The sequence below is a fragment of the Halococcus morrhuae DSM 1307 genome (assembly GCF_000336695.1).
In the GTDB taxonomy this organism is placed as follows: domain Archaea; phylum Halobacteriota; class Halobacteria; order Halobacteriales; family Halococcaceae; genus Halococcus; species Halococcus morrhuae.
In genome coordinates this window covers 32,176-53,323 of record NZ_AOMC01000091.1, presented here as the reverse complement: position 1 = coordinate 53,323, position 21,148 = coordinate 32,176, and the positions used below count along the sequence as shown (strand labels likewise).

General features: G+C 66.5%; 24 protein-coding genes and 1 tRNA gene. 17 read left to right on the top strand and 8 right to left on the bottom strand.

The genetic code is table 11. The features are described from left to right. Positions 1-18 precede the first annotated feature (18 nt). The 3 genes from C448_RS06275 (at position 19) to C448_RS06265 (ending at position 2,494) form a co-directional block, all read left to right on the top strand. On the top strand, positions 19-216 hold the full coding sequence (locus C448_RS06275; RefSeq protein ID WP_049916115.1) for a hypothetical protein: 198 nt from the start codon (positions 19-21) through the stop codon (positions 214-216). 74 nt (positions 217-290) lie between these two features. Further along, positions 291-1,640, top strand: coding sequence for an MFS transporter (locus tag C448_RS06270; RefSeq protein ID WP_004052875.1), 1,350 nt, complete (start codon positions 291-293; stop codon positions 1,638-1,640). A 119-nt stretch (positions 1,641-1,759) separates the two neighbouring features. After that, positions 1,760-2,494 carry an SDR family oxidoreductase gene (locus tag C448_RS06265; RefSeq protein WP_004052873.1) on the top strand — a complete coding sequence of 245 codons (735 nt, stop codon included), beginning with the start codon at positions 1,760-1,762 and terminating at the stop codon, positions 2,492-2,494. On the opposite strand, the gene C448_RS06260 is transcribed toward C448_RS06265, so the two are convergent. Both C448_RS06260 and C448_RS06255 read right to left on the bottom strand, forming a co-directional pair. Then, the gene (locus C448_RS06260) at positions 2,481-2,900 is read right to left on the bottom strand and encodes a hypothetical protein (protein WP_004052871.1); all 420 of its coding nucleotides are present in this window, start codon (positions 2,898-2,900) and stop codon (positions 2,481-2,483) included. The two genes, C448_RS06265 and C448_RS06260, sit on opposite strands and share 14 nt — an antisense overlap. Before the next feature lie 46 nt (positions 2,901-2,946). Then, positions 2,947-3,426, bottom strand: a complete 480-nt coding sequence (locus C448_RS06255; protein ID WP_004052869.1) for an RNA-binding protein — start codon at positions 3,424-3,426, stop codon at positions 2,947-2,949. Between the two features lie 82 nt (positions 3,427-3,508). Between C448_RS06255 and C448_RS06250 the strand changes: the two genes are divergently transcribed. Continuing rightward, entirely contained in the window at positions 3,509-3,817 is a 309-nt protein-coding gene (locus C448_RS06250; protein WP_049916108.1) for a DUF7562 family protein, read from the top strand. Positions 3,818-3,852: 35 nt separating this feature from the next. Further along, positions 3,853-4,221 carry a PH domain-containing protein gene (locus tag C448_RS06245; RefSeq protein WP_004052866.1) on the top strand — a complete coding sequence of 123 codons (369 nt, stop codon included), beginning with the start codon at positions 3,853-3,855 and terminating at the stop codon, positions 4,219-4,221. Between the two features lie 41 nt (positions 4,222-4,262). On the opposite strand, the gene C448_RS06240 is transcribed toward C448_RS06245, so the two are convergent. After that, the gene (locus C448_RS06240) at positions 4,263-6,620 is read right to left on the bottom strand and encodes a DUF2298 domain-containing protein (RefSeq protein ID WP_004052864.1); all 2,358 of its coding nucleotides are present in this window, start codon (positions 6,618-6,620) and stop codon (positions 4,263-4,265) included. Between the two features lie 92 nt (positions 6,621-6,712). Between C448_RS06240 and C448_RS06235 the strand changes: the two genes are divergently transcribed. The 3 genes from C448_RS06235 (at position 6,713) to C448_RS06225 (ending at position 8,112) form a co-directional block, all read left to right on the top strand. After that, positions 6,713-7,480: a glycosyltransferase gene (locus C448_RS06235; protein ID WP_004052862.1), complete on the top strand. Its 768-nt coding sequence runs from the start codon at positions 6,713-6,715 to the stop codon at positions 7,478-7,480. Then, positions 7,477-7,998, top strand: a complete 522-nt coding sequence (locus C448_RS06230) for a GtrA family protein (protein ID WP_004052860.1) — start codon at positions 7,477-7,479, stop codon at positions 7,996-7,998. The genes C448_RS06235 and C448_RS06230 overlap by 4 nt, the downstream gene beginning before the upstream one ends. Positions 7,999-8,037: 39 nt before the next feature. Further along, a tRNA-Met gene (locus tag C448_RS06225) sits at positions 8,038-8,112 on the top strand. Between the two features lie 321 nt (positions 8,113-8,433). On the opposite strand, the gene C448_RS06220 is transcribed toward C448_RS06225, so the two are convergent. Then, positions 8,434-9,117, bottom strand: coding sequence for a DJ-1/PfpI family protein (locus C448_RS06220; RefSeq protein ID WP_004052859.1), 684 nt, complete (start codon positions 9,115-9,117; stop codon positions 8,434-8,436). A 40-nt stretch (positions 9,118-9,157) separates the two neighbouring features. Then, positions 9,158-9,724: a hypoxanthine/guanine phosphoribosyltransferase gene (hpt, locus tag C448_RS06215; protein ID WP_004052857.1), complete on the bottom strand. Its 567-nt coding sequence runs from the start codon at positions 9,722-9,724 to the stop codon at positions 9,158-9,160. 214 nt (positions 9,725-9,938) lie between these two features. On the opposite strand from hpt, the gene C448_RS06210 reads away from it, so the two are divergent. After that, positions 9,939-10,124 (top strand): hypothetical protein, encoded by a 186-nt coding sequence (locus tag C448_RS06210; RefSeq protein WP_004052855.1) that lies wholly within the window; start codon positions 9,939-9,941, stop codon positions 10,122-10,124. 101 nt (positions 10,125-10,225) lie between these two features. On the opposite strand, the gene C448_RS06205 is transcribed toward C448_RS06210, so the two are convergent. Then, positions 10,226-10,666, bottom strand: coding sequence for a type IV pilin (locus C448_RS06205; protein ID WP_004052853.1), 441 nt, complete (start codon positions 10,664-10,666; stop codon positions 10,226-10,228). Positions 10,667-10,907: 241 nt separating this feature from the next. Here C448_RS06205 and mbhE point away from each other — a divergent pair, with 241 nt between their 5' ends. The 8 genes from mbhE to C448_RS06165 all read left to right on the top strand — a co-directional run bounded on the left by mbhE (position 10,908) and on the right by C448_RS06165 (position 18,727). Beyond that, complete coding sequence (gene mbhE / locus C448_RS06200) at positions 10,908-13,379, top strand: hydrogen gas-evolving membrane-bound hydrogenase subunit E (protein ID WP_004052851.1); 2,472 nt, start codon at positions 10,908-10,910, stop codon at positions 13,377-13,379. A gap of 11 nt (positions 13,380-13,390) precedes the next feature. Beyond that, positions 13,391-13,846, top strand: coding sequence for an MnhB domain-containing protein (locus tag C448_RS06195; RefSeq protein ID WP_004052850.1), 456 nt, complete (start codon positions 13,391-13,393; stop codon positions 13,844-13,846). Next, on the top strand, positions 13,843-14,196 hold the full coding sequence (locus tag C448_RS06190; protein ID WP_004052848.1) for a sodium:proton antiporter: 354 nt from the start codon (positions 13,843-13,845) through the stop codon (positions 14,194-14,196). The genes C448_RS06195 and C448_RS06190 overlap by 4 nt, the downstream gene beginning before the upstream one ends. Beyond that, entirely contained in the window at positions 14,197-15,717 is a 1,521-nt protein-coding gene (locus C448_RS06185; protein WP_004052846.1) for a Na+/H+ antiporter subunit D, read from the top strand. It abuts the gene before it with no gap. After that, the gene (locus tag C448_RS06180; RefSeq protein WP_004052844.1) at positions 15,714-16,274 is read left to right on the top strand and encodes a Na+/H+ antiporter subunit E; all 561 of its coding nucleotides are present in this window, start codon (positions 15,714-15,716) and stop codon (positions 16,272-16,274) included. The genes C448_RS06185 and C448_RS06180 overlap by 4 nt, the downstream gene beginning before the upstream one ends. Further along, positions 16,258-16,554 (top strand): monovalent cation/H+ antiporter complex subunit F, encoded by a 297-nt coding sequence (locus tag C448_RS06175; RefSeq protein WP_004052842.1) that lies wholly within the window; start codon positions 16,258-16,260, stop codon positions 16,552-16,554. The genes C448_RS06180 and C448_RS06175 overlap by 17 nt, the downstream gene beginning before the upstream one ends. Then, positions 16,551-16,919, top strand: coding sequence for a monovalent cation/H(+) antiporter subunit G (gene mnhG, locus C448_RS06170; protein WP_004052839.1), 369 nt, complete (start codon positions 16,551-16,553; stop codon positions 16,917-16,919). Before C448_RS06175 ends, mnhG begins: the two co-directional genes overlap by 4 nt. Further along, positions 16,919-18,727 carry a flippase activity-associated protein Agl23 gene (locus C448_RS06165; protein ID WP_004052836.1) on the top strand — a complete coding sequence of 603 codons (1,809 nt, stop codon included), beginning with the start codon at positions 16,919-16,921 and terminating at the stop codon, positions 18,725-18,727. Before mnhG ends, C448_RS06165 begins: the two co-directional genes overlap by 1 nt. Here the strand turns inward: C448_RS06165 and coaBC are convergent. Both coaBC and C448_RS06155 read right to left on the bottom strand, forming a co-directional pair. Next, on the bottom strand, positions 18,646-19,815 hold the full coding sequence (gene coaBC, locus C448_RS06160) for a bifunctional phosphopantothenoylcysteine decarboxylase/phosphopantothenate--cysteine ligase CoaBC (protein WP_004052834.1): 1,170 nt from the start codon (positions 19,813-19,815) through the stop codon (positions 18,646-18,648). The two genes, C448_RS06165 and coaBC, sit on opposite strands and share 82 nt — an antisense overlap. Positions 19,816-19,833: 18 nt before the next feature. Further along, positions 19,834-21,129: a NosD domain-containing protein gene (locus C448_RS06155; RefSeq protein ID WP_239640539.1), complete on the bottom strand. Its 1,296-nt coding sequence runs from the start codon at positions 21,127-21,129 to the stop codon at positions 19,834-19,836. Positions 21,130-21,148 lie beyond the last annotated feature (19 nt).

Here is a 21,148-nt window from a genome sequence, read left to right as displayed (position 1 = left end):
GCGCGAGCGTTCGCCGACATGGCCGACGAATTCCCGAGCTCGTGGCGCGATCCGGAGTACGTCGGTACGGTCGTCGGCGTGCTCGCGACCGGCGCGGTGGCGTTCTACGCGGCTCTCACCGCCGGGCCACCGACACCGGAGACGGTCACGTTCGTGCTGCTCGCCGTGTTCGTCCCGTGGGCACTCGCCCGTGAGGCCGCCCGTCGCTGGCTCTGAGGCTTCCGTGACCACCCATTCGGTGTCCGGGTGGAGGACGGAACGGTTATTCCACCGACAGCTGAATCCGGATCATGGCCGGCGAACCGACGAGCGTCCGCGCGCAGTTCCGCGAGTTCTTCGCGCTCTCCCGGGACGTGCTCGTGCTCTCGATCGCGATGTTCGCGTTCAGCCTCGGCTTCCAGATGACGAGTCGGTATCTCTCCGAGTATATGGTCGCGCTGGGCGCGAGCGCGTTCGTCGTCGGTCTCTACGGCACCGTCTCGAACGTCATCAGCGCGGTCTACCCCTATCCCGGCGGCGTCATCTCCGATCGGATCGGCTCGCGCTACGCGCTCACCCTGTTCGGGCTGCTCTCGGCGATCGGCTTCGGCATCTGGCTGATCGCCCCTGCCGCGGGCGCGCTCGCCGTCCCGCTGCTCTTCGTCGGCGTCGTGTTCGCGCAGGCCTGGAAATCGTTCGGGCTCGGCGCGACGTTCGCCATCGTCAAACAGAGCGTCGCGCCAGAGCGCCTCGCCGAGGGGTTCGCCAGCACCGAGACCGTCCGCCGGACCGCGTTCCTCGTCGGCCCGCTGCTCGCCGCCGGGATCTTCGTCCTGTTCGGACCGGCGGACGTCGGCTCGATGACCGACTCGGCGATCGTCACCGCGTTTGGGGTCATCCTCGCGCTCGCGGTCGTCTTCGCCCTTCTCGGGACGCTCGCCCAGCACGTCCTCTACGACGCGTCCGGCGACGACTACGGCAAGTCGTTCGCGGGTGTTTCTCAGATCGTCGAGGATCTCCGAACCCTACCCGACGAGTTGCGCCCGCTGCTGGTCGGCGACACGCTCGTCCGGTTCGCCAACGGGATGGTCTACGTCTTCTTCGTCATCGTCGTCACCCGCTTTCTCGGCGTCGGACTGTCGATGGAGCTCCCGATTCTCGGCGAGATCGACCTCTCGCCGCAGGCGTATTTCGGCGTTCTCCTGGGCATCGAGATGGCCGTCGCACTCCTGACGATGGTCCCAGTAGCGAAACTCGCCGAGCGAATCGGCCTCAAACCCGTCGTCGCGCTCGGTTTCGCAGTCTACGCGGTCTTTCCCGTTCTCTTGATCACCGCACCCGCGGACGCCGGCGTGCTCGCGCTCCTGTTCGCCTTCTCCGGACTGCGCTTCGCCGGTCTCCCGGCGCACAAGGCGCTCATCGTCGGTCCCGCCGAGCAGGGAACTGGCGGGCGCGTCACGGGGACGTACTACCTCGTGCGCAACGTCGTCGTCATCCCGAGCGCCGCGCTCGGCGGCGCGCTCTACGGTGGGGTGTCGCTACCGGGTATCGGCACCATCGGAAGTCCGCCGCTCGCCTTCGGCATAGCGACGGTCATCGGCCTCGTCGGTACAGGCTATTTCCTCGTCTTTGGCAAGGAGTTTGAACCCGCAGGCCGGTGATCTCTCACACCGAGTAGCCACATCGGTGGAGTCGGGCCAGAGTCGACCCGTGTTGTCGTCGCGTTCGATCGGACGACGACCGCCGAAAGACCGAACTCTTCACACATCCATGCCCTGATATGGCGTCCCATTCACTCGACGGCAAGAGCGCGATCGTCACCGGCGCGAGCTCGGGCATCGGCAGCGAGACGGTCCGCGCGCTCGCCCGCGACGGGGCGAACGTCGCGCTCGCCGCGCGCCGCGAGGAACGATTGGAAGAGATCGCCGCGGACATCGAGGACGATCACGACATCGAGGCGATCGTCGTCCCGACCGACGTGACCGACGAGGGAGCGGTCGAAGAACTCCTCACGGAGACCGTCGAGGCATTCGGGCGGCTCGATGTGCTCGTGAACAACGCGGGGCTCACCCGCGGTGGCGACGTCGCAGAACTCTCGAATGAAGAGTACCGGACGATGATCGACGTGAACGTCGACGGGACCTTCTTCGTCACGCGGGCGGCGTTGCCGCTTCTCGAAGAAACCGAGGGCAACCTGATCTGTCTCGGAAGTTTCGCGGGCCAGTATCCACGCCCGTCGAACCCCGTCTACGCCGCGACGAAGTGGTGGGTTCGCGGGTTCGCGCTCAGCGTGGCGGCCGCCGTGGGCGAGAAAGGCGTCGCCGTCAGCGTGATCAACCCCTCGGAAGTTCGCACCGAGTTCGGCGGCGACGAGACGTTCGAGGAACGATTCGACGAGGGCGAGGTCACCGAACCCGCGGAGATCGCCGACGCCGTCGCCTTCGCTGCCCGCCAGGAAACCTCGACCGTGAGCGAACTCGATCTCTTCCGGCGCGACAAGTTCAGCGGCTTTTGAGCGCGACGGCGAGCGCTTCCGAAGGCGTCGTCGCTCCGCGGACGTAGCGCGTCGGATCGCGCTCGATCGCGAAGACCCGAATCGTCATCACGAGCCGTGCATCCGCAAGCGTCGCGCGCAGCACCGGGCCGACGCTCGTGATAGTGAGATACGGCGGCGCTGCGACCGGCTCTGCCGGGAGTTCCTCGCCGAGGGCGTCGACGGCACCGGCGAGTAGAGCGGGCAGCCGGCCGGTGATGTCTCGATCGACAAGAGTATTCTCGAACGGTTCGACGACGTGCCGGCGCTCGGTCGTCGCCTCGTCGTCCCACGATGCGACGACCTCGTCGGCACAGTCGAGAATCGTTTCGAGCAGTGACTCGTGATCGTCGAGGACGGATTTACGGACGATCTGCTCCCGGTTCACGGCCGATGCCCCGATTCGGGGGTTGTGATGCCCGAAAACACGGAATTCAGATCGAAAACTCGTAGAGATCGTCGCCGACGTGGTGGAGCGACTCGACGACCTTGCCCGACTCACCGACCATCTCCCCGCCGTCGGCCATCGAGCGCCCGATAGCGAGCACCTTTCCATGGTTTTCCTCGGCGATGGCCACGAGATCACCCGGTTCGATGTCGGAATCGGCCTCGGTAATTCCCGGTCGCATCACGTCCGCGCCGTCGGAAACGAACGAGATCGCGCCCGCATCAACCGTCACGACGTGGCTCTCCGGCGGAAAGTCGTTCGCGCCGCGCACGGTGAGGAACGGTTCGTCGTCGAAATAGCAGACGACGGGATCGCCGTCGACCAGCACGAGGTCGCGCTCGGCATCGGCGAACTCGACTCGTTCGTAGCTGTCGCCGTCGAGGGTGACGCCGAGCGTCGCGGCGAGGTTCTCCTCGATGTCGTCCACCGCGTCGCTGCGGAGGTGATGGCGGGATTTGACCTGCATGGGCTATCCTCTCGGCGGTTGGGGATAAATCGTGCGCTGGCCGACGCGAAGAGGTAAGTGCCCCCGCGTGCATTCTCCGAGCATGTGGGGGTCCCGGCGGAACCGGGGGGCGAAGCGTATCACCTGTATCGCCTGCGGGGAGGACGTGCGGCGCTCCGAAGCGCGCGAGTACGACAAACACGGCGATCGGTGGGAGCGACGGAACAAGGCGTTCGAACACCTCTGTAAGGCCTGCTATCGCGATCTCTGTCACCAACCACGCGACGAACTCGAAGCGCTACTGGTCGAGATCCAGACCGAGCTCGGCAGCTGCTCACAGGAGACGTTTCTCGCCCACTACGAGGAGCTGGTTGAGGACCGTTACGGCCCGCTCGAAGAGCGCGAACGGTGAGATAGTTTTACCATAGGTGAGACCGTAAACAGCGCATGGCGACTTACGAGACGCCCGACGAACTTCCCGACGGCGCTCATACACAACTGGAAAAATCGCTAACCGGAGACGAACGGTTCGTCATGGCGGTTCGGGATGAGAAATTCCTCGCAACGACAAACCCGTTTTTCATCGTCACGGATCGCCGGTTGATCCAGTATAGAAGTTTCTGGGTGTCCGAAACATTCACCGATATACTGTTCGACCGCCTTTCGCGGGTAGAATATCACCAAAACCCCGGTGCCGGGACACTTGAGTTGACTGGGACGGAATTTCAGGAATCTTACTCGCTATTCAATGAAACTGGCCGGCCGCTTGCTGACGAAATCCGAAAACAACTCGCCAAACAAGATCAGACGGAATAGCGAGTCTAATCGGGACCCGTTCGCCCGTCTCAATCGGATCGCTACCCGGCCAGTCGCTGCTGGTCCACTCGATAGATCGTGACCTCCTCCCACTGTTTGGCGACGGTGATGCCTTGGAGATCGTCGAACGCCGTCGGGCCGTAGGCGTCTCGCTCGTTCGGCCCGACGTAGATGTAACGCACGTCGTATTTGTCGAGCAATCGCGCGCGTGCTGCGGGCGTTCCCTGATAGATCGTTTCGACGTCCGCCACGCGGTCGAGATACGGCCCCTCGCCGCGGTAGCCGATCTCGTGGTCCCAGCCGACGACCGTCGGAAGCCCCGTGAGACTCGACGGGGCGTTGACCCAGTTGTAGCTCGTCAAATCATCGTTTTCGTTGCAGTAACAGCCGGGTGCCGAGACGATGTGTGGCTGGCCCGCCCGTGCATCGAGCCAGGCGATGGCGTCGGCCTCTTCGGGATGGGTCGCCGAGACGAACTCCAGCGCGTCGAGCGTCGGGTCGTCGACGGTCGCGAGGCTTGCCTCGCTCGTCGCCTGATCGGTGAGCGCGAGCGCGCCGTAGATCGACGTCGAGAGCACGAGCAGCGCGAGCAGCACGCGGCCAGCCGTGCGAGCGCTGCCCGAGAGGCTGACAGTCGGCCGCCCCGCGCCGACGAGCCATGCGGTGATCGCGCCCGCTGCCGTCCCGAAGATGACCCACACCTGCGCGTAGGTCTTGAAGACGGTGTTGAACCGACCCGGGCCAGCGTCCTCCTGAATGTAGATAAACTCCACGAGCAGGACGAGGCCGACGCCGGCGACCACCAGCACGGTCTCGAAGCCCACATCGGGCAGCCCGCTTCGGCCGTCGACGCCGCCATCAGATTCGGCGGGTTGAGCCCCTCTGACTGCGTCCGAGTCCATCCGAGCGGAACCCGCACCGTTCCGTCGCGCGGCGAGCACCAGCCAGCCGACGAGCAGGAGCGGGCCGAACAGTGCGATCGCGGCGGCGTTGACGAGCCACGCGAGCACGACCAGTCCGGCCGTCGCCACGAGCGCGATCCGTCGCGTGCGTGCTGTGAGCGCGCGCGAGCGGGAGACGAGATACGGGACGAACACGAGAACGAACGCACCGTAGACGATCACGATCGGCCCGAGCGCGCTCCGATCGGGGAGGAAGGCGACGGCGCGCCCGCTCGCCGACCCGAGCCAGAACGGCAGCGACCACAGCCCGCCGAGGACGAGAACACCCACCGCGACCGCCAGCGCGCTCGCCGTCCGACGGAGCTCCCGCCCGAACAGGGAGCGCCCATGCGAAAGACGATCGCCGAGTCGTGGCACAAGCGTCGTGGGATCGCTGTCGGCGAAGGTGAGCGCGAGCCAGCCGACGCCGGCGACGGTCGGGAAGCTCCAGGTGTTGATCACCGTGAGCAGGCCGGCAAGCGGTGGAAGCACGCCGAAAACGAGCAACCGACGACGCCCAAGTTCGTCGGCCGGCGTTCGGTAGTAGGCGAACCAGCAGGCAACGGCCAGCAGGAGGAACGGGGTGCTCAGCATGTGCGCGTGGAGATCGCCGTTGAGCCACGCGAACAGCGGGAATTCGTTGACGGTCCCCGGGATCACCCGACTCGCCCCCCAATAACTGAACTCGGCGGGTGAGGCCGCGAGTCCCTCGATCGTCACACCGAGTGCGTCGGCGATCGTTTGTGCGAGATCGTCCGACAGCAGCCAGAGCACGGCGCGACCGGCCGGTTCGAGGTTACTCGCGAAGCCGACGAAGAAGGCGGCCGCAATGCCGGCCGTCCGCGCCGAGCGCCCACGCGCGTCGGCGATCGCGCCGGCGAGACCGTAGGCCGCGGTGACGAGCATGCCGAAAAAGCCCGCGAGTGCGAGGTTGTAGGCGTAGCGCGCCTCGGTGACCGTGAGCTTCGCGAGCAGCGCCGTGAGGAGATGGCCACCGTAGTAGTATTTGACCGGTTCGCCGGCAAACCAGACGTCCCCCGGCGGGAGCTGTGACGTTTGCAGGAGCGATTTGAGCAGCCCGAAATCCAGGAATTTCTCGCCGCCGCCCGGATGGACGGCCGGATCGAGCGCCCGCACCGCGAGCATGAACGCGACGGCGAGCACGAAGACGAGCACCGGGCCGGCCATCGCCCGGAGATCGAACGTCTCCCTATCGAGTGTGCGAAGCGAGAGTACGGAGAGAGCAGCGAGAACGATCAGTCCGATGACGAGGCCGGCGGTGAGCGAGAGGTGGCCGAGCCAGTAGGCGACGATACCGACGACCGCGAGCGATAGCGGTAGCGAGAGGGCGACCCCACGATCGGGAAAGCCCCGAAAGAGCCGGGCGGCGAGCGGTGTTCCCAGAAGCCCGACGGCGAGATAGACCGCCAGCCAGAGGACGACGAGACCGTACTCCATAGCGAAGGCGGGGAAGCGGCGCATATCTCTCTTGTGGGATCCGGCAGCCGCGCTTCCGAACTCCTTTTATTCGCTCCGTCGGGACCTCGCCCATGCAGCGCTCCGTCGGGGTCGTCGTGCCGGCCTACCGGCCCGACGTCGGGCGGCTCGCCGAGTACGTCACCGCCATCGCCGAGCGGCTCGACCCGGCAGTCATCCGTATCGAACTCGACGTTCCCCGACCGGACGTGGTCGAACGCCTCTCCTCGCTGCCGGCGACCGTCGCCACGGCACCCTACCGCCGCGGCAAGGGCCGAGCGATCACGATGGGGTTCGAAGCGCTCGACACGGATATATTAGTATTCGCCGATGCCGACGGCAGCACGCCCGCCGACTCGCTCGCCGCGGTCGCTCGACCCGTTCTCGACGACGATGCGGAACTCGCGGTCGGCTCACGCCGCCATCCCAACGCACGAATCGCTCGCCACCGGACGTTCGCCCGCCGTCGACTCGGCGACACCTTCGCGTGGCTCGCCCGTCGACTGCTCGATCCACAACTGTTCGACTACCAATGTGGTGCGAAGGCCATCTCCCGTGAGGCGTGGGCGACGGTGCGCGAACACCTCTACGAGCCGGGCTTCGCGTGGGACATCGAACTGGTGGCGATCGCGGGCGCGCTCGGCCAGCGGATCGCTGAAATCCCGATCGAGTGGCACGATCAGCCCGACTCGACCGTCTCGCCAGTGGGAACCTCGATCACGCTCGCACGCGGGCTGCTCGCCGCACGCCACCGTGCGGCGCTCATCAACGAGAACCGGCTGCACGGCATGATCGCTGCACAACGCGAAGAGCACCCGCTCGTCGACCCGGACGAGCGATGACCGACGACCGTACCGGCGACTCGCTCGCATCCGCCGGCAACCGATCGGCGCGCTCCGGCATCGGCCAGCGACTCTCCGCACTCGCCTCCGGCTCGCGCTTCGGGCGGTTCGTCTCGGTCGGCGTCGTCGGCGCGCTGTTCGACGTAACGACGGCGACCGCGTTGCGCGAACTCGGCGTGTTCCCGGAGCTGGCGGTCTTCGTCGGCATCGAAATCTCGATTCTCGTCATGTTCGTGCTGAACGATACCTGGACGTTCTCGGGCGAGGGAGCTGCCGGTCGCTTCCCGATGGTCCGCCGGCTGGTCCGCTCGAACGTCGTCCGCATCGGCGGCATCCTCGTCCAGCTCGCCGCCTTCCGCGTTCTCTATCGTATGATCGCCGTCGATCTCACCCTTCTGGGCATCGACGGCTGGTTCGTCGTCGCGAAGGTCGCCGGCATCGCCGCCGGCATGATCGTCAACTACATCGCCGAAAGCCTGTTCACGTGGCGCGTTCACACGACGACAGGCAACGACTGAATCACAACCGTTAATGGGTCGACTGCGATATGAATGGGTAGCGGGATGGGATAGCCAGGAGATTCCGGCGGGCTCATAACCCGCAGACCGGTAGTTCAAATCTACCTCCCGCTACTGCACCTTTTGCTACGGTCGCTCACTTCGTTTGCTCCCTCGCAAAATCTGCACCAAAAGCCTCCTCCTTCCCGTTGGTCAGTCGTCGGCCCGCTCGCTCACTCCGTTCGCTCGCGGTCGAGCATCCTATCATCACCACAACCGCACAGTACCGCGACCGCACCGCCGAAGCCCTCGGGCGCTCGTTTCACTCGCGCCTCTCGCCCTTCATTCACCAGGAGAGAACGGTCGCCTGAGCCTCCGGTCGCTCCGCGACCGCAGACGCCCGGACCCGCACCGCAGCAGCCACACGGTCGCACCGCACCGTCGCCCGGAATCGGCTTATTCGATATCCAGCTCTTCGAGCAGTTTCTCGCCACCGGCGGCCGAGGAGCCGGGGCCGCGGGCGGTGACGAGATCGCCGTCGACGGTCACGCTCGTATCGGCATCGAGTTCGGCGTCCCAGTTGCCGCCGACGGCTTCGACCTCGTCTTCGACCCAGTAGGGGAGTTTCCGGCCGTCGGGCATCCGGTCGTGGTCGTCGACGATCCCCTCCTCCCACGCATTCGGGAACCCGGTCACGTCGCGGCCCTCGACGAACGGCGAGCCGTCCTCCTCGCGGGCGAAGGCGAGGATGCCCGCCGCGTGGCAGACGACGTAGCCCTTGCCCTCGTCGCCGGAGACCGCATCGACGAGCAGCGCGCGGGCGTGGCGGTCCTGGTTAACGTCCCATTCGGTGCCGTGGCCGCCGGGGATCGCCACGAGATCGTAGTCGGCGGCGTCGGCAGTCGTGAGCGGGATCGGATCGTTCAGGCGCTCGTCGGACTCGTGGATCTCCGTGACTTCCTCGGCGGTCTCCTCGCCCACCTCGTCGGGATCGATCGAGCGTTCGTCGATCACCGGCGGCGAGCCGCTCGGCGTCGCCACGGTGATATCGACGCCCGCGTCCGAGAGCATCGTGAGCGGTGTCGTACATTCCTCTCCCCAATAGCCTTCCTCGCTGACGACGAACAGTGCGCTTGGCATCACTCACGATGGGAGCGCCGCACGCAAAAGCCCCGTGCCCTCAGTCGTCGCCGTGTGAATCGGTGATGACGACCGCTCCGTCCTCGACGTCGACGTTGATCAGCGTCCGCACGTCGTAATCGGTGTCTTCGAGTTCGTTGCCACCACCCTCTTTTTTGATCACAGCAACCACGTCGGCGATCTCCGCACCGATCTCCTCGAGTGCGCCGGTGATCCCGCGGAGCGTGCCACCCGTCGAGAGCACGTCGTCGAGCAGGAGCACGCGATCGCCGGCATCGACGTCGTTGATGTACATCTCGTTTTCCGAGTAGCCCGTCACCTGTGAGAGCGCGACCTCGCCATCCAGGCCGTACTGGCGCTTGCGGACGACGACGAGGGGGATGTCGGTCATCAGCGAGACCGCCGTCGAGATGTGGATGCCCATCGCGGCGGGCGTGACGATCTTGTCGACGTCGACGTCGGCCTTGCGGATGATCTTGATGACGATCTCGCGCAGGAGCTCGGGTTCGAGCATCGGCACGCCGTCGCTGATCGGATGGACGAAGTACTGATAGCCCTCTTTTTCGATGATGGGGGCGTCGAGCAGCGACTCCTCCAGCTGATTCATGCTGCGGGTACAGCCAGTCGTGGGTAAAGCTTGACGGTCGCCGAACCGAACGCTACGGAATCGCATCCCGAGCCGCACCCGTTCGCAGCGAGCGCGAACCGACGATCGGAACGCGATCGCCACGACGAAATCGAAAATCATCGCATTGCACGCCGATGGATACCACGCATGTGCCAGGATTACGCTCATCTGTGCTCGTCTGCAACATACATCCATGCCAAGCACGACCGCCACATCCGGCGAGAACGGCCAGCTCGAAATCGTCTGTCATCGAGACGGCGAGGTCGAGCCGAGCGCGAGCCTGACGAACATCGAGGGCGCAGTCTCGCTGCTCATCGACGATCTGGAGCCGAACGAATCCGTCGAAATCGAGATCATCGAGAGCAATGGGACTAGATAACCACTTGTTTCGGAGCGAAAACAACATCAAAAATGTATCTATTTTATTCCACATTCAAAAAAGTCGATTAGTTCTTTTCGCGGGGTGAGTGAATAACCGGATTAGACCCCGCCGCCACCGCCACCGCCACCGCCGCCTCCCCCTCCCCCGCCGCTACCGACATTGATGGAGGTGAGTGTCGCCGAATTGCTACCGTCTTCGCTGGTCCAACTCACTGTGATTGAACCATCACCGTTGGAGTCGGTTACACCGGTCATCGTAGAGCCGGCTGTCACGGGGTCAGAACCGAAATCGGCTGCTCCTCCCTCAACCGATAATTGTGCTTTCGGGATCGAGTCACCACTCGACATCGTTAATGTTTCAGATTGTGCATCATAGCTAAAACTCGCCTGTGGAGTCGCTTGCTGATTCCCGCCAAGACCGAGCACGAACGCGCCGATCACGGCCGCGAGAATCACGACCACGGCGACCATCAGTACGACACCGATCACGGGGCTGACGCCGCGCTTGTCCGCAACGAACTGTTTGAGTCTTTCCTTCATGGTTTCCTGGAATCTGCACACCGGTCCAAGCCGGGGTGGCCCGACCGCTCGGTCGCGTTCCCCGGCGGGCCGGTGCGTTGGGGCGGTCTGGCCGCGGTATCGTATATAAATCTACGTGCCGGCCTGGTGGGTCGGTGTGGGGCTCGTCCACCGGGTTGAACCACCGACGAGGCGGTGTGAAACCGACCCGCCGGCGACGGATTTGAGAACCGTTAAGAGCCATCGCTTGCAGATTCCGAACATGTCTCTCGTGGCGCTCCCGTCAGCGATCGCCGAGGCTTCGACAACGGGGCAACTCGGGACGGGAGCCGCCACGCTCGCGCAAGCGACCGCCGATCCTGCGGGGGTGGCGCTGTTCGCCGCGCTCGCGCTGCCGTTTCTGGGCGCGCTCGTCACGCCGCTGGTCTACCGCGCGCTCGGCGAACGCACGGCCTGGTTCGCGGCGCTCGTCGCATTCGCCTCGTTCGGGCTGGTGGCGAGCCAGTTCGGCACCACCGGTTCGGTCTCGATCGAGTGGATTCCGACGCTCGGCGTCTCGCTGAGCCTCTATCTCGACGGGCTCTCGCTGCTCATCTCGTTACTCGCGAGCGGCGTCGGCGTGCTGGTGTTCGTCTACTCGGCGGGCTACATGCACGGCGAACCCGGCCAGGCGCGCTACTACGGCACACTACTCGCGTTCATGGGCTCGATGCTCGGCGTCGCGCTCGCGGCCGATCTCATCGCGCTGTTCGTCTTCTGGGAACTCACGAGCATCACCTCGTTCGGACTCATCGGTCACTACCGCGAGAGCGAGAGTTCACTCTACGCCGCCCGGAAGTCGATGCTCATCACCGTCTCCGGCGGCCTGTTCATGCTCGTCGGCTTCGTCCTGCTCGCGTTCGTCTCCGGCGATGCGCTCGGCAGCACGACGTTCACCCTCATCGGCACGCCCGACTCGATGATCGCCAACGCCGACGCGATGCGCACCGCCCTGGAGAGCGCGGGTCTGTTCGTCCCGGTGCTCGTTCTCGTCGCGATCGGCGCGGCCGCCAAATCCGCACAGGTCCCGCTCCACGTCTGGCTGCCGAACGCGATGGAGGCCCCGACCCCCGTTTCGGCGTTCCTCCACTCGGCGACGATGGTCAAGGCGGGCGTCTACCTCATCGGCCGGATGCGCCCCCTGCTCGTCGGCGACGAGTGGATGCTGCTGCTCGGCACGCTCGGACTCGTCACGATGACCGTTACGGCACTGCTCGCCGTGGGTGCGAGCGACATCAAGGAGCTGTTGGCCTACTCGACGGCCTCACATCTCGGACTCATCACCGCCGGCTTCGGCTTCGCCAACCAGTTGGGTGCCGAGACGGGCGCGTTCCACATCCTGAACCACGCGCTGTTCAAGGCGACGCTGTTCCTCGTCGCCGGGATCATCGCCCACGAGGCGGGCACTCGCGCGATCTCGGAACTGGGTGGACTGCGCCACGACCTCCCGATCACGGGGATCATCACGGCGATTGCCGCGCTCGGGATGGCCGGCGTCCCGCCGTTCAACGGGTTCTACTCGAAGGAACTGCTCTTCGAGTCGGCCTACGAGGTGGCCCACGAACTCGGCGGGCTGGCGTGGCTCTTCCCCGCCGTCGCCGTCTTCGGCAGCGTCTTCACCTTCCTCTACTCCATTCGCTTTCTCTGGCTGTTCATGGGCGAGAAACCCGCCGGGCTCGGCGAAGTCCATCGCCCCTCGCTGGCGCTGCTCGCACCACCCGTCGTCCTCGCCGGGCTCGCCATGATCGTCGGCATCGACCCACAGCTCGCCGTCGACACGATCGTCCAGTCGGCCTTCGGCAGCGCGGTCGCCGGCGAGGCCCACACGATGAGCATCCATCTCCCGACCGAGCTCACGCCGGCGGTGGCGATGAGCGCCATCACGATCCTCTCGGGGATCGCCCTCTCGCCGTTCTACGACCGTCTACGCGACGGTGTCCGGCGACTCACGCACGGGCCGCTCTCGGCCGATTGGTACTACGACAAGGCGGTCTACGGGCTCGAACGCGCGAGCGGGTTGGCGCTACCCCGCATCCAGACGGGTCAGTTCCGCACCTACGCCGCCTGGATGCTCGGCGTGACGAGCCTGCTCGCGCTCGCGGGCTATCTCGCGGCCGGGATCTCCGTGCCGGCGTTCTCCGACCTTTCGATCACCGCGCCGGTCGTCATCGTGTTGCTCGTGGCGATCGTCGGGGCCGCGGCGGTGACGCGGGCCCCCTCGCATATCGCGGGCGTGCTCACGCTGTCAGTGCTCGGCTTCATGGTCGCGCTCTTCTACGTGCTTTCCAGTGCGCCCGATCTCGCGCTCACGCAGTTGGTCGTCGAGACGCTCGTGCTCGTCATCTTCTTGCTTGTCCTCGATCGGCTGCCGGCGTTCTACGGCGATGCCGATCGGGGGAAAGTCGCCCGTGACGCGGTGCTCGCCGGTGGCGTCGGGCTGACGGTGACGATCAGCGTGCTCGTGGCGACCGCGGGCAGTCCCGACGCGATCGCCCGCTTTTTCGTCGAGCGCGCGCCCGTGCCGGCCGAACACGGCTCGATCCTCGCCGACTTCGGCGGCGGGAGCAACATCGTCAACGTCATTCTGGTCGACTTCCGTGCGTTCGATACGATGGGCGAGATATCGGTGGTGGCGATGGCCGCCCTCGGCGTCCTCACGCTCGTCGCCATGCGGGGCCGGGGTGAGTCCTCGTGAGCGCCCGCGACATGTCGGTCATCACCCGCACCGTCACCCGCGTCGTCTTCCCGCTCATCCTGTTGACGGCGCTCGCGCTGCTCTTCCAGGGTCACAACCTCCCCGGCGGCGGGTTCATCGCGGGCGTTCTCACCGTGGCGGCGTTCGCGCTCGTCTACATCGTCAACGGGCTCGACTACCTCCAGGAAGACCTGCTCGGGCGCACCGGCGACGACGTCGAGGGCGGTCCGGCGATCGTCGCCGACTTCCTCAACGTGTTCGCGGGCGGGCTCGCGATCGCCGCTGGTGGCGGCGTCGTCGCCATCCTGCTGGGCCAGCCGTTCCTCTCGCAGGCCGTCCTCTTCGTCCACGATCTCCCGATATTCCACGAGCTCGAACTCGCCAGCGCGTTCGTCTTCGATCTCGGGGTCTATCTCGTCGTCATCGGTGGACTCCTGACGATCCTCACGGTGGTGGGCGACGAATGACGCAGTTCGTCCTCGCCGGCGTGCTCGGCCTGCTGTTCGCGTTCGGCACCTTCCTGGTGCTTCGCCGGGACATCGTTCGCGTCGTCTGGGGCGTGACGATCATCTCTCAGGCCGCGAACGTCTATCTCGTCACGATGGGCGGGCTCGCGGGAAGCGTGCCGATTCTCGGCCATGGCCCGCCCGACGATCCCGCGACGATCACCGATCCGCTGGTGCAGGCGCTTGTCCTGACGGCGATCGTCATCAGCTTCGGGACGACCGCCTTCGCGCTCGTGCTCACCTACCGCATCCACGAAGAGCACGGCACGATCGATCTGCGTGAACTCGGCGAGACGGGGGGCGAGAGCTAAATGGCCGCTCAGATCGTCATCGCGCCGCTGCTGATCGCCCTCTTCACGGCGATCGCTACCCTGCCGCTGCGGCGATTCCCGCGCGCCCAGCGGGCGGCGAGTATCCTGGGTGCGCTCGGCTATCTCGGCGCGGTGGCGCTGCTCGCCGGGCGGGTCGCCGACGAATCGATCCTGGTCTACCAGCTCTCGGCGTGGCCCTCACCGTTCGGCATCACGCTCGTCGCCGACGCGCTCTCGCTGTTCATGCTCGGGCTGACGGCAATCGTCTCGCTCTGTCTCTTATACACATCTCTGAGCGNAGATGTGTATAAGAGACAGGGCGATATCTTCAACCTCTTCGTCTGGTTCGAGGTGATGCTCCTGTCGAGCTACGTGCTCGTCGCCTTCTACTCGGGGCCCGAACACACGCGCGCGGCGCTGACCTACACCGTGCTCAACCTGCTTGGGAGCGCGCTCATGCTGCTGGCCATCGGCGGGCTCTACGCCACCGTCGGCACGCTCAACATGGCCGACATGGCCCGCCGGCTGGCCACCCCCGCGCAGTTCGGCGTCGATCCGGTGCCGGTGCTGGGGCTCACAGTCCTGTTGTTCTGTGTGTTCGCGCTCAAGGCGGGGATCGTCCCCTTCCAGTTCTGGGTGCCGGCGGCCTACCGCGCCGCGCCCGCGCCCGTCACGGCGATGCTCGCCGGCGTCGTCAAGAAGGTCGGCATCTACGCGATCATCCGGCTCTACTTCACCGTCTTCGCTGCCGCGACCCTCCCTGCCGGACTCGGGCTGCCGGGGTTCGTCGGCAACGACTTCCTCTCCTTCTTCGGCCCGATCATGTTCGCCATGGCCGCCGGCAGCATCCTCCTCGGCGGGATCGGCGCGGTGAGCCGCGACGACCTCGACGGCGTGCTCGCCTACTCGTCGATCGGCCAGATCGGCTTCGTGGTCCTCCCACTCGCGGTCGCAGCCACGGTTCCCGAGGTACGACCGCTCGCGATCGCGGCCGCGCTCGTCTACGCGCTCAACCACGGTCTCACGAAGTCGATGCTGTTCCTCGCGAGCGGCACGGTCAAGGAGGCCGTCGGCTCGGTCCGTTTCGAGCGCATCGGCGGGCTCGCGAAGCGGACGCCGGTGCTCTCGATTGGCTTCTTCCTGGGCGCGATCTCGCTGATCGGCATCCCGCCGCTGTCGGGCTTCTTCGGCAAATTACTCGTCTTCAGAACGACCGCACATGCCGGCGCGCTCGGTGGGCGGGGTGGGGCGGTCGCGCTCGGGCTCTCGTTGGTCGGCGCGATCCTCACGATCGCGTACTTCTCGCGGGCCTGGAACCGCGGATTCTGGGGCACCGAGTCCGAGGGTGTGCGGACGGCAACGTACGCGCCCTCGCTCGTGGTGATCGTCGTCGCGCTCGCGGGACTTCTACTCCTGGTCGGCATCGGCTTCGATCCCGTGTTGCGCGCGGCCGAGGCCGCCGCCGACATCGCGCTCGATAGGCAGGCATACGTCGACGCCGTTCTGGAGGGTCTCCAATGAGACGCTGGCCGGCGATCGGCGTGGTGTTCGCGGCGGTCTGGCTGTTCGTCCGCGGCGTTGCACTCACGCCCGAGCGCGTCGCCGAGGAGCTGCTCATCGGCCTGGCCGTCGGCATCCCGCTCGCGTACACCTTCCGGCGGTTCTACGCCGACGAGATCGCGCTCGGGCGCGTCGTCCGGGTGCTGCCGGCGACGGTCGCCTATCTGGCGGTCTTCGTCAAGGAGCTCGTCGTGGCGAACCTGGACGTCGTCTATCGGGTTCTCTCGCCGTCGCTGCCGATCGAACCCGACGTCGTCGCGGTGCCGCTGCGCGTCGAGAGCGATCCCGCGATCACGACGATCGCCAACTCGATCACGCTCACGCCGGGAACGCTGACGATGGATTACGACAACGATTCGAACACGCTCTACGTCCACGGCATCACCGGTCGCGACGAGGCGAGCCTCGTCGAGCCCATTCGCACCTGGGAGGACTACGCGCTCGTCATCTTCGACGAGGACGCCAGTCCCGAGGACGCGCCACCGGCGGCCCCGCGGGGTGATGTCGGTGGCGACTGAACTGCCCGGCTTCCTCAGTCTCGCCATCACCGTCGGGCTGGTCGTCGCCAGCGGCGTCACGCTGCTGGCCGGCTATCGCGTGATCTTCGGACCGACGACGCCCGACCGGGTGGTGGCGCTCGATACGATCGCGACGAATGTCGTCGCCATCGCCATCCTGTTCGCGCTGCAGACCGACGACGGCTTCTTCATCGACGTGAGCCTCGTGCTCGCCATCATCGGCTTCATCAGCACGATCGCCGTCGCGCGCTACGTCTCCGAGGGGGACATCATCGAATGAATACGATCCACGCCGCGCTCGTCACGCTGTTCATCGCCATCGGAACGTTCTTCCTGCTCGTCGGGACGATCGGCCTCATCCGGCTGCCCGACGTCTACAACCGGATGCACGCGACGAGCAAGGCCACCACCCTCGGAGCGGCCTCGCTCTTTCTCGCCGGGACGATCTACTTCGCGCCGAGCGCGCCCGGCGGCGCGGGCCTCACCTCGCTCGTCGGCATCGTCTTCCTGTTCATGACCGCGCCGACGGGCGCGCACGTCATCTCCCAGGCCGCCGAACGCATGGGCATCGAGTTCGCCGGCGATGCCGTCTGGCCCGACACGGGCGAGTCGCGACCCGAATCACCCGACGAGAGCGACGAGTAATGGACTGGTCGAGTCGCCGCACCCGTGTTCAACTGTTCGTCGTCGCCATCGCCGTGCTCGCGCTCGCCGTACGACTGGTCGGTCTCGGCGCGCGCGTCGCCCACCAGGACGAGGCGCGCGTCGCCTACTGGGCCTACCGCTACATGGAATCGGGCGTCTACTGGTATCGCCCGATCGTCCACGGACCGTTTCTCACGATCGTGGACAGTCACGTGTTCGCGCTGCTCGGGGCGAACGATTTCACGATGCGGCTCGTCGTCGCCGTCGTCGGCGGGCTGCTCCCGCTCGCGGCGCTCCTGTTCGGCGACCGGTTGCGTGATTCCGAGACGCTCGCGCTCGCGCTCGTCCTCGCCGCCAACCCAGTCCTCCTCTATTACTCGCGGTTCTACCGCAACGACCTGCTGCTCGCGGGGTTCATGCTCGTCGCGTTCGGCTTCTTCGTCCGTGCGTACGACCGCGACCGACCCCTTCATCTCTATCTCGGGGTCGCCTTCTTCGCGCTCGCGTTCACCACCAAGGAGAACGCGCTCGTCTACCCCGTCACGTGGCTCGGGGCGCTCGCCCTGCTCGCCGATCGTCGGCTACTGATGCGCACCCACAGCCCCGCACAGACGCTCCGGAACGCTACTCGACGGATTCGTGCCGGCCTGGGGCGCTGGTGGCTCCACCTCGTGCTTGGAGTCGTGCTGTTCGTCGGGATCGTCGTGTTCTTCTACGCACCACGCGGGCAGGCCGCGGGTGCGGAGCCGACGCTGGGCGCGACGCTCGCCGATCCGACGCTGCTGCCGGCGCTGGTCGAGGAGGCGCTGATCGGCTCGTGGCACGCGTTCGTCGAGCAGTGGGGCAGCGGCAGCGGCGACGCCTACCTCGACACTGCGACCGCGCTCTGGTCGGTGCTCGGCGCGGGCGCGCCCGTCCTGCTCGGTTTCTCGGTCGTCGGCTTTCTCGCCGATCGGTACACCGGCGATCGCCCGCGCGACGTCGTCGCGTTCTCCTTCTTCTGGGGCACGGCGAGCGCGCTCGGCTATCCGGTGATCGTCGACAACCCGTTCCCCTGGGAGGTCATCCACGTCATCGTTCCGCTCGCGCTGCCGGCGGCGGTCGGGCTGGCGCTGGTCGGCCGCATCGGCCTCTCGCGACTTCGTGTCTCGCTCGCTCATTCACAGGTCGATCGCGACGCGGTCGTCGCCGTCGTCGCAGCGCTCGTGCTCGTCGTGGCCGCCGGTCAGGTCGCCGCGAGCGCCTACGACACCTCCTACGCGAACCCACAGAGCGCCGACAACGAACTCGTCCAGTACGCCCAGTCGTCGAGCGAGATGAAACCGCTGCTCGGCGAGCTGCAACGGGTCGTCCGGGCGAACGACGGGACGGACGTTCTGTACTACGGTGACAATCCTGACTTTGACGGCGACGAGCTCTACGCGCCCGATCCCGGCTCACACCTGACCCCGACCGCCGGCGAGGGCTGGTTCGAGCGCCTGCCGTTCGCCTGGTATCTCGAAGGTGACGGGGCGCGGACGAACAGCACGAACGACGCCGCGGCGGTACGACGAGCGGTGCAGGGTGCCGATCGACCACCGGTCGTCATCGCCTTCGGTCCGTCCGAGGCCTGCTCGGAGGAGTACGACAACGCCGCCGATATCGAGCAGTATCTGGACGGCTACGAGCGCCACAAGGTCCAGCGATTCCTCTTCGACAGCGGCTGTACGATCAGCAGTATGGTGGTCTACGTCGACGGGGGCGCTGCCAGCTCGCCCGCCAACTCCTCGGCGACGCGCGCACCGAGCCCCGCTTTGTCACCTTCGTAGCTCTCGACGTCCGCCTCTCGCACCACGAGCGCGCGCGTCTCGTCTTCGCCCATCACGCTCGCGTCGTTGGCCACCACGAACGCCAGCCCCGCCCGCGAGAGCGTCTCCCGGGCGGCCCGGATCATCTCCTCGTCGACGCCGCTCGTCTCGGTCTTGAACCCGACGATCGGAAGGTCGGGCTGGGCGTCCCGAACCGCATCCAGGACCTTCGGCGTAGGTTCGAGCGCCAGCGAGAGCTCCTGGCCGGATCTGATCTTCTCGTCGCTTGCCTCGACGGTGTAGTCGCCGATTGCCGCCGCCGAGACGAGCGCGTCGGCGTCCGCGACAACCTCCTCCACTGCGGCGAGCATCTCGGCGGCGCTCTCGACGTGTTCGACGTCGGCATAGGGAACGTCCGGCCCGTCGTGGACGAGCGTCACGTCCGCGCCGCGCGCGTAGCACGCCCGCGCGACCGCCCGCCCGGTCTTGCCCGACGAGCGGTTCGTGAGCACGCGCACCGGGTCGATCGCCTCGCTCGTGGCCCCGCTGGTCACGACGATCCGTTCGCCAGCGAGGTCATTTTCGCCCGTCGTGCGTGCCGTGTCGAGCGCGATAGCGTCGAGACTCGCGATCTTCGCCTTCCCCTCCTCGACGCGTGGCGGGACGAACTCGACACCCCACGACTCGACGCGCTCGATGGCATCGAGTACGCCGGGATGATCGTACATCGGTTCGTGCATCGCCGGCGCGACGACCACCGGTACGTCGGCCCCGAGGGCGGTCGTCGCGGTCGTCGTCACGGGCGTGTCGTCGATGGCTGCCGCGATCTTCCCGACGGTGTTCGCCGTCGCGGGTGCGATCAGCAATACGTCGGCCCAGCCGTCGCGTCCGCAGAGTTCGACGTGTTCGACCTGGCCAGTGAGATCGGTCACGACCGGGTTCTCGGTGGCGAATTCGAGCGCCCACGGATGGATGATCCCCTGCGCACTGTCGGTCATCACGCCGCGAACGCGCGCACCGCGCCGCCGGAGTTCATGGGCGAGTTCGATGGTCTTGACCGCCGCGATCGATCCCGTGACGCCGAGCGCGACGCGTACCCCGTCGAGCATTGCCGCCCGTTGACCGGCTTAGCGGTTAAACCCCGGCCCTCGGTCATTGCGCCCGCGTAGTGCCACGATACCGAGGACGATCAGCCCGATCACGCCGGCGATCACGAACACCGTTCTGACGATGCCGATGCCGGAGCTCTCGGTCGCCTCGCTCTCCCCGCGTGCGGCCGTAGGCGTCGCGTTCGCCGCCGGCGCTTGCTCCGTGGCCGCTGAGCCGGGGATGGTCGTCGGTGTCGGTGCCGGCGTCGCCGTCGGAGTCGCGGTCGCCGTCGGCGTCGACAGGTTTCGCTGGACGGCGGGTCCCCGATCGGCCGAGACCGTCACCGGTCCGCCGGCGTTCGCTCCCGCGTCCGACAGGGCGGCGAACGTGCCGAACTCGCTGATGTTCGCCGAGACCGTACTCGCCGCGCCGTTGGTCTGCGAGTCGGCGACGCGCGACCAGTGTTGGCCGTCGTGTCGCCACAGCGCGACCGGGTTGCGGGCGTTGCCGTAGCTCATCGTCAGCGAGATCGCTGCCTGGCCACCCCGGGTGCCGGTCGCTTCGACGTAGCTGTCGAGGTTGCCCGCCCCGCGCGGGAGCGGCGGCGGCGAGGTCACGGCCCCCAGTGCGACGTTCCGTTCGGAAAAGGAGAACGTCCCCGTCGCGAGATCGAGGTTTCTGACGATGTTCTCGTTGTCGTTGCGCTCGGAGTAGTAGTCCCACCGGCTGTTGTTCCGGGCGACGCTGTTGACGACCGTGTTGTTCGCGCTCTCGCGCTCGAAGTGGATCCCCCACCGGTTCTCGACGGCCGTCATCCTGCGCAGCGTGTTGTTCTGGCTCTGCCCGCCGAGCGCGATCGCGATGGCGCTGCCGGTGGCAGTGTTGTTCGCGAGCGTGTAGTTGCTCGACGCGCCGAGGGCGATCCCCTCGGTGCTGTTCTCGGTGATCGTCCGGCGGATCGTCCCGTTGTCGGTTTCGAGCGCGAAGACACCGATCGACCAGTTGTGCGCCTGGAGGTTCTCGACGGTGACGTTCGTGACTGGCCCTCGACTCCCGTCGACCTCGACACCGTGACCCGCACCGGTGCCGGCGACCGTGTGTCCCTGGCCGTCGAGGGTGACGTTACCCGCGGTGATCTCGATACAGGCCGCATTGGGATCGTCGAGATCGCCGGTGACGGTTCCGGTCAACGCATACTGTCCGGAAGAGTCGATCGTCCGACAGGAATCGACCGTCGTGGTGTTTCCGGCCTGCTGTGCGCTCACCGTGCCGGCCGTGGCCGCGACCAGCACGACGACGATTCCAACGAGCACGGCTGCTCTCGCCCCGACCATCCGCGATCCACGTGGCATC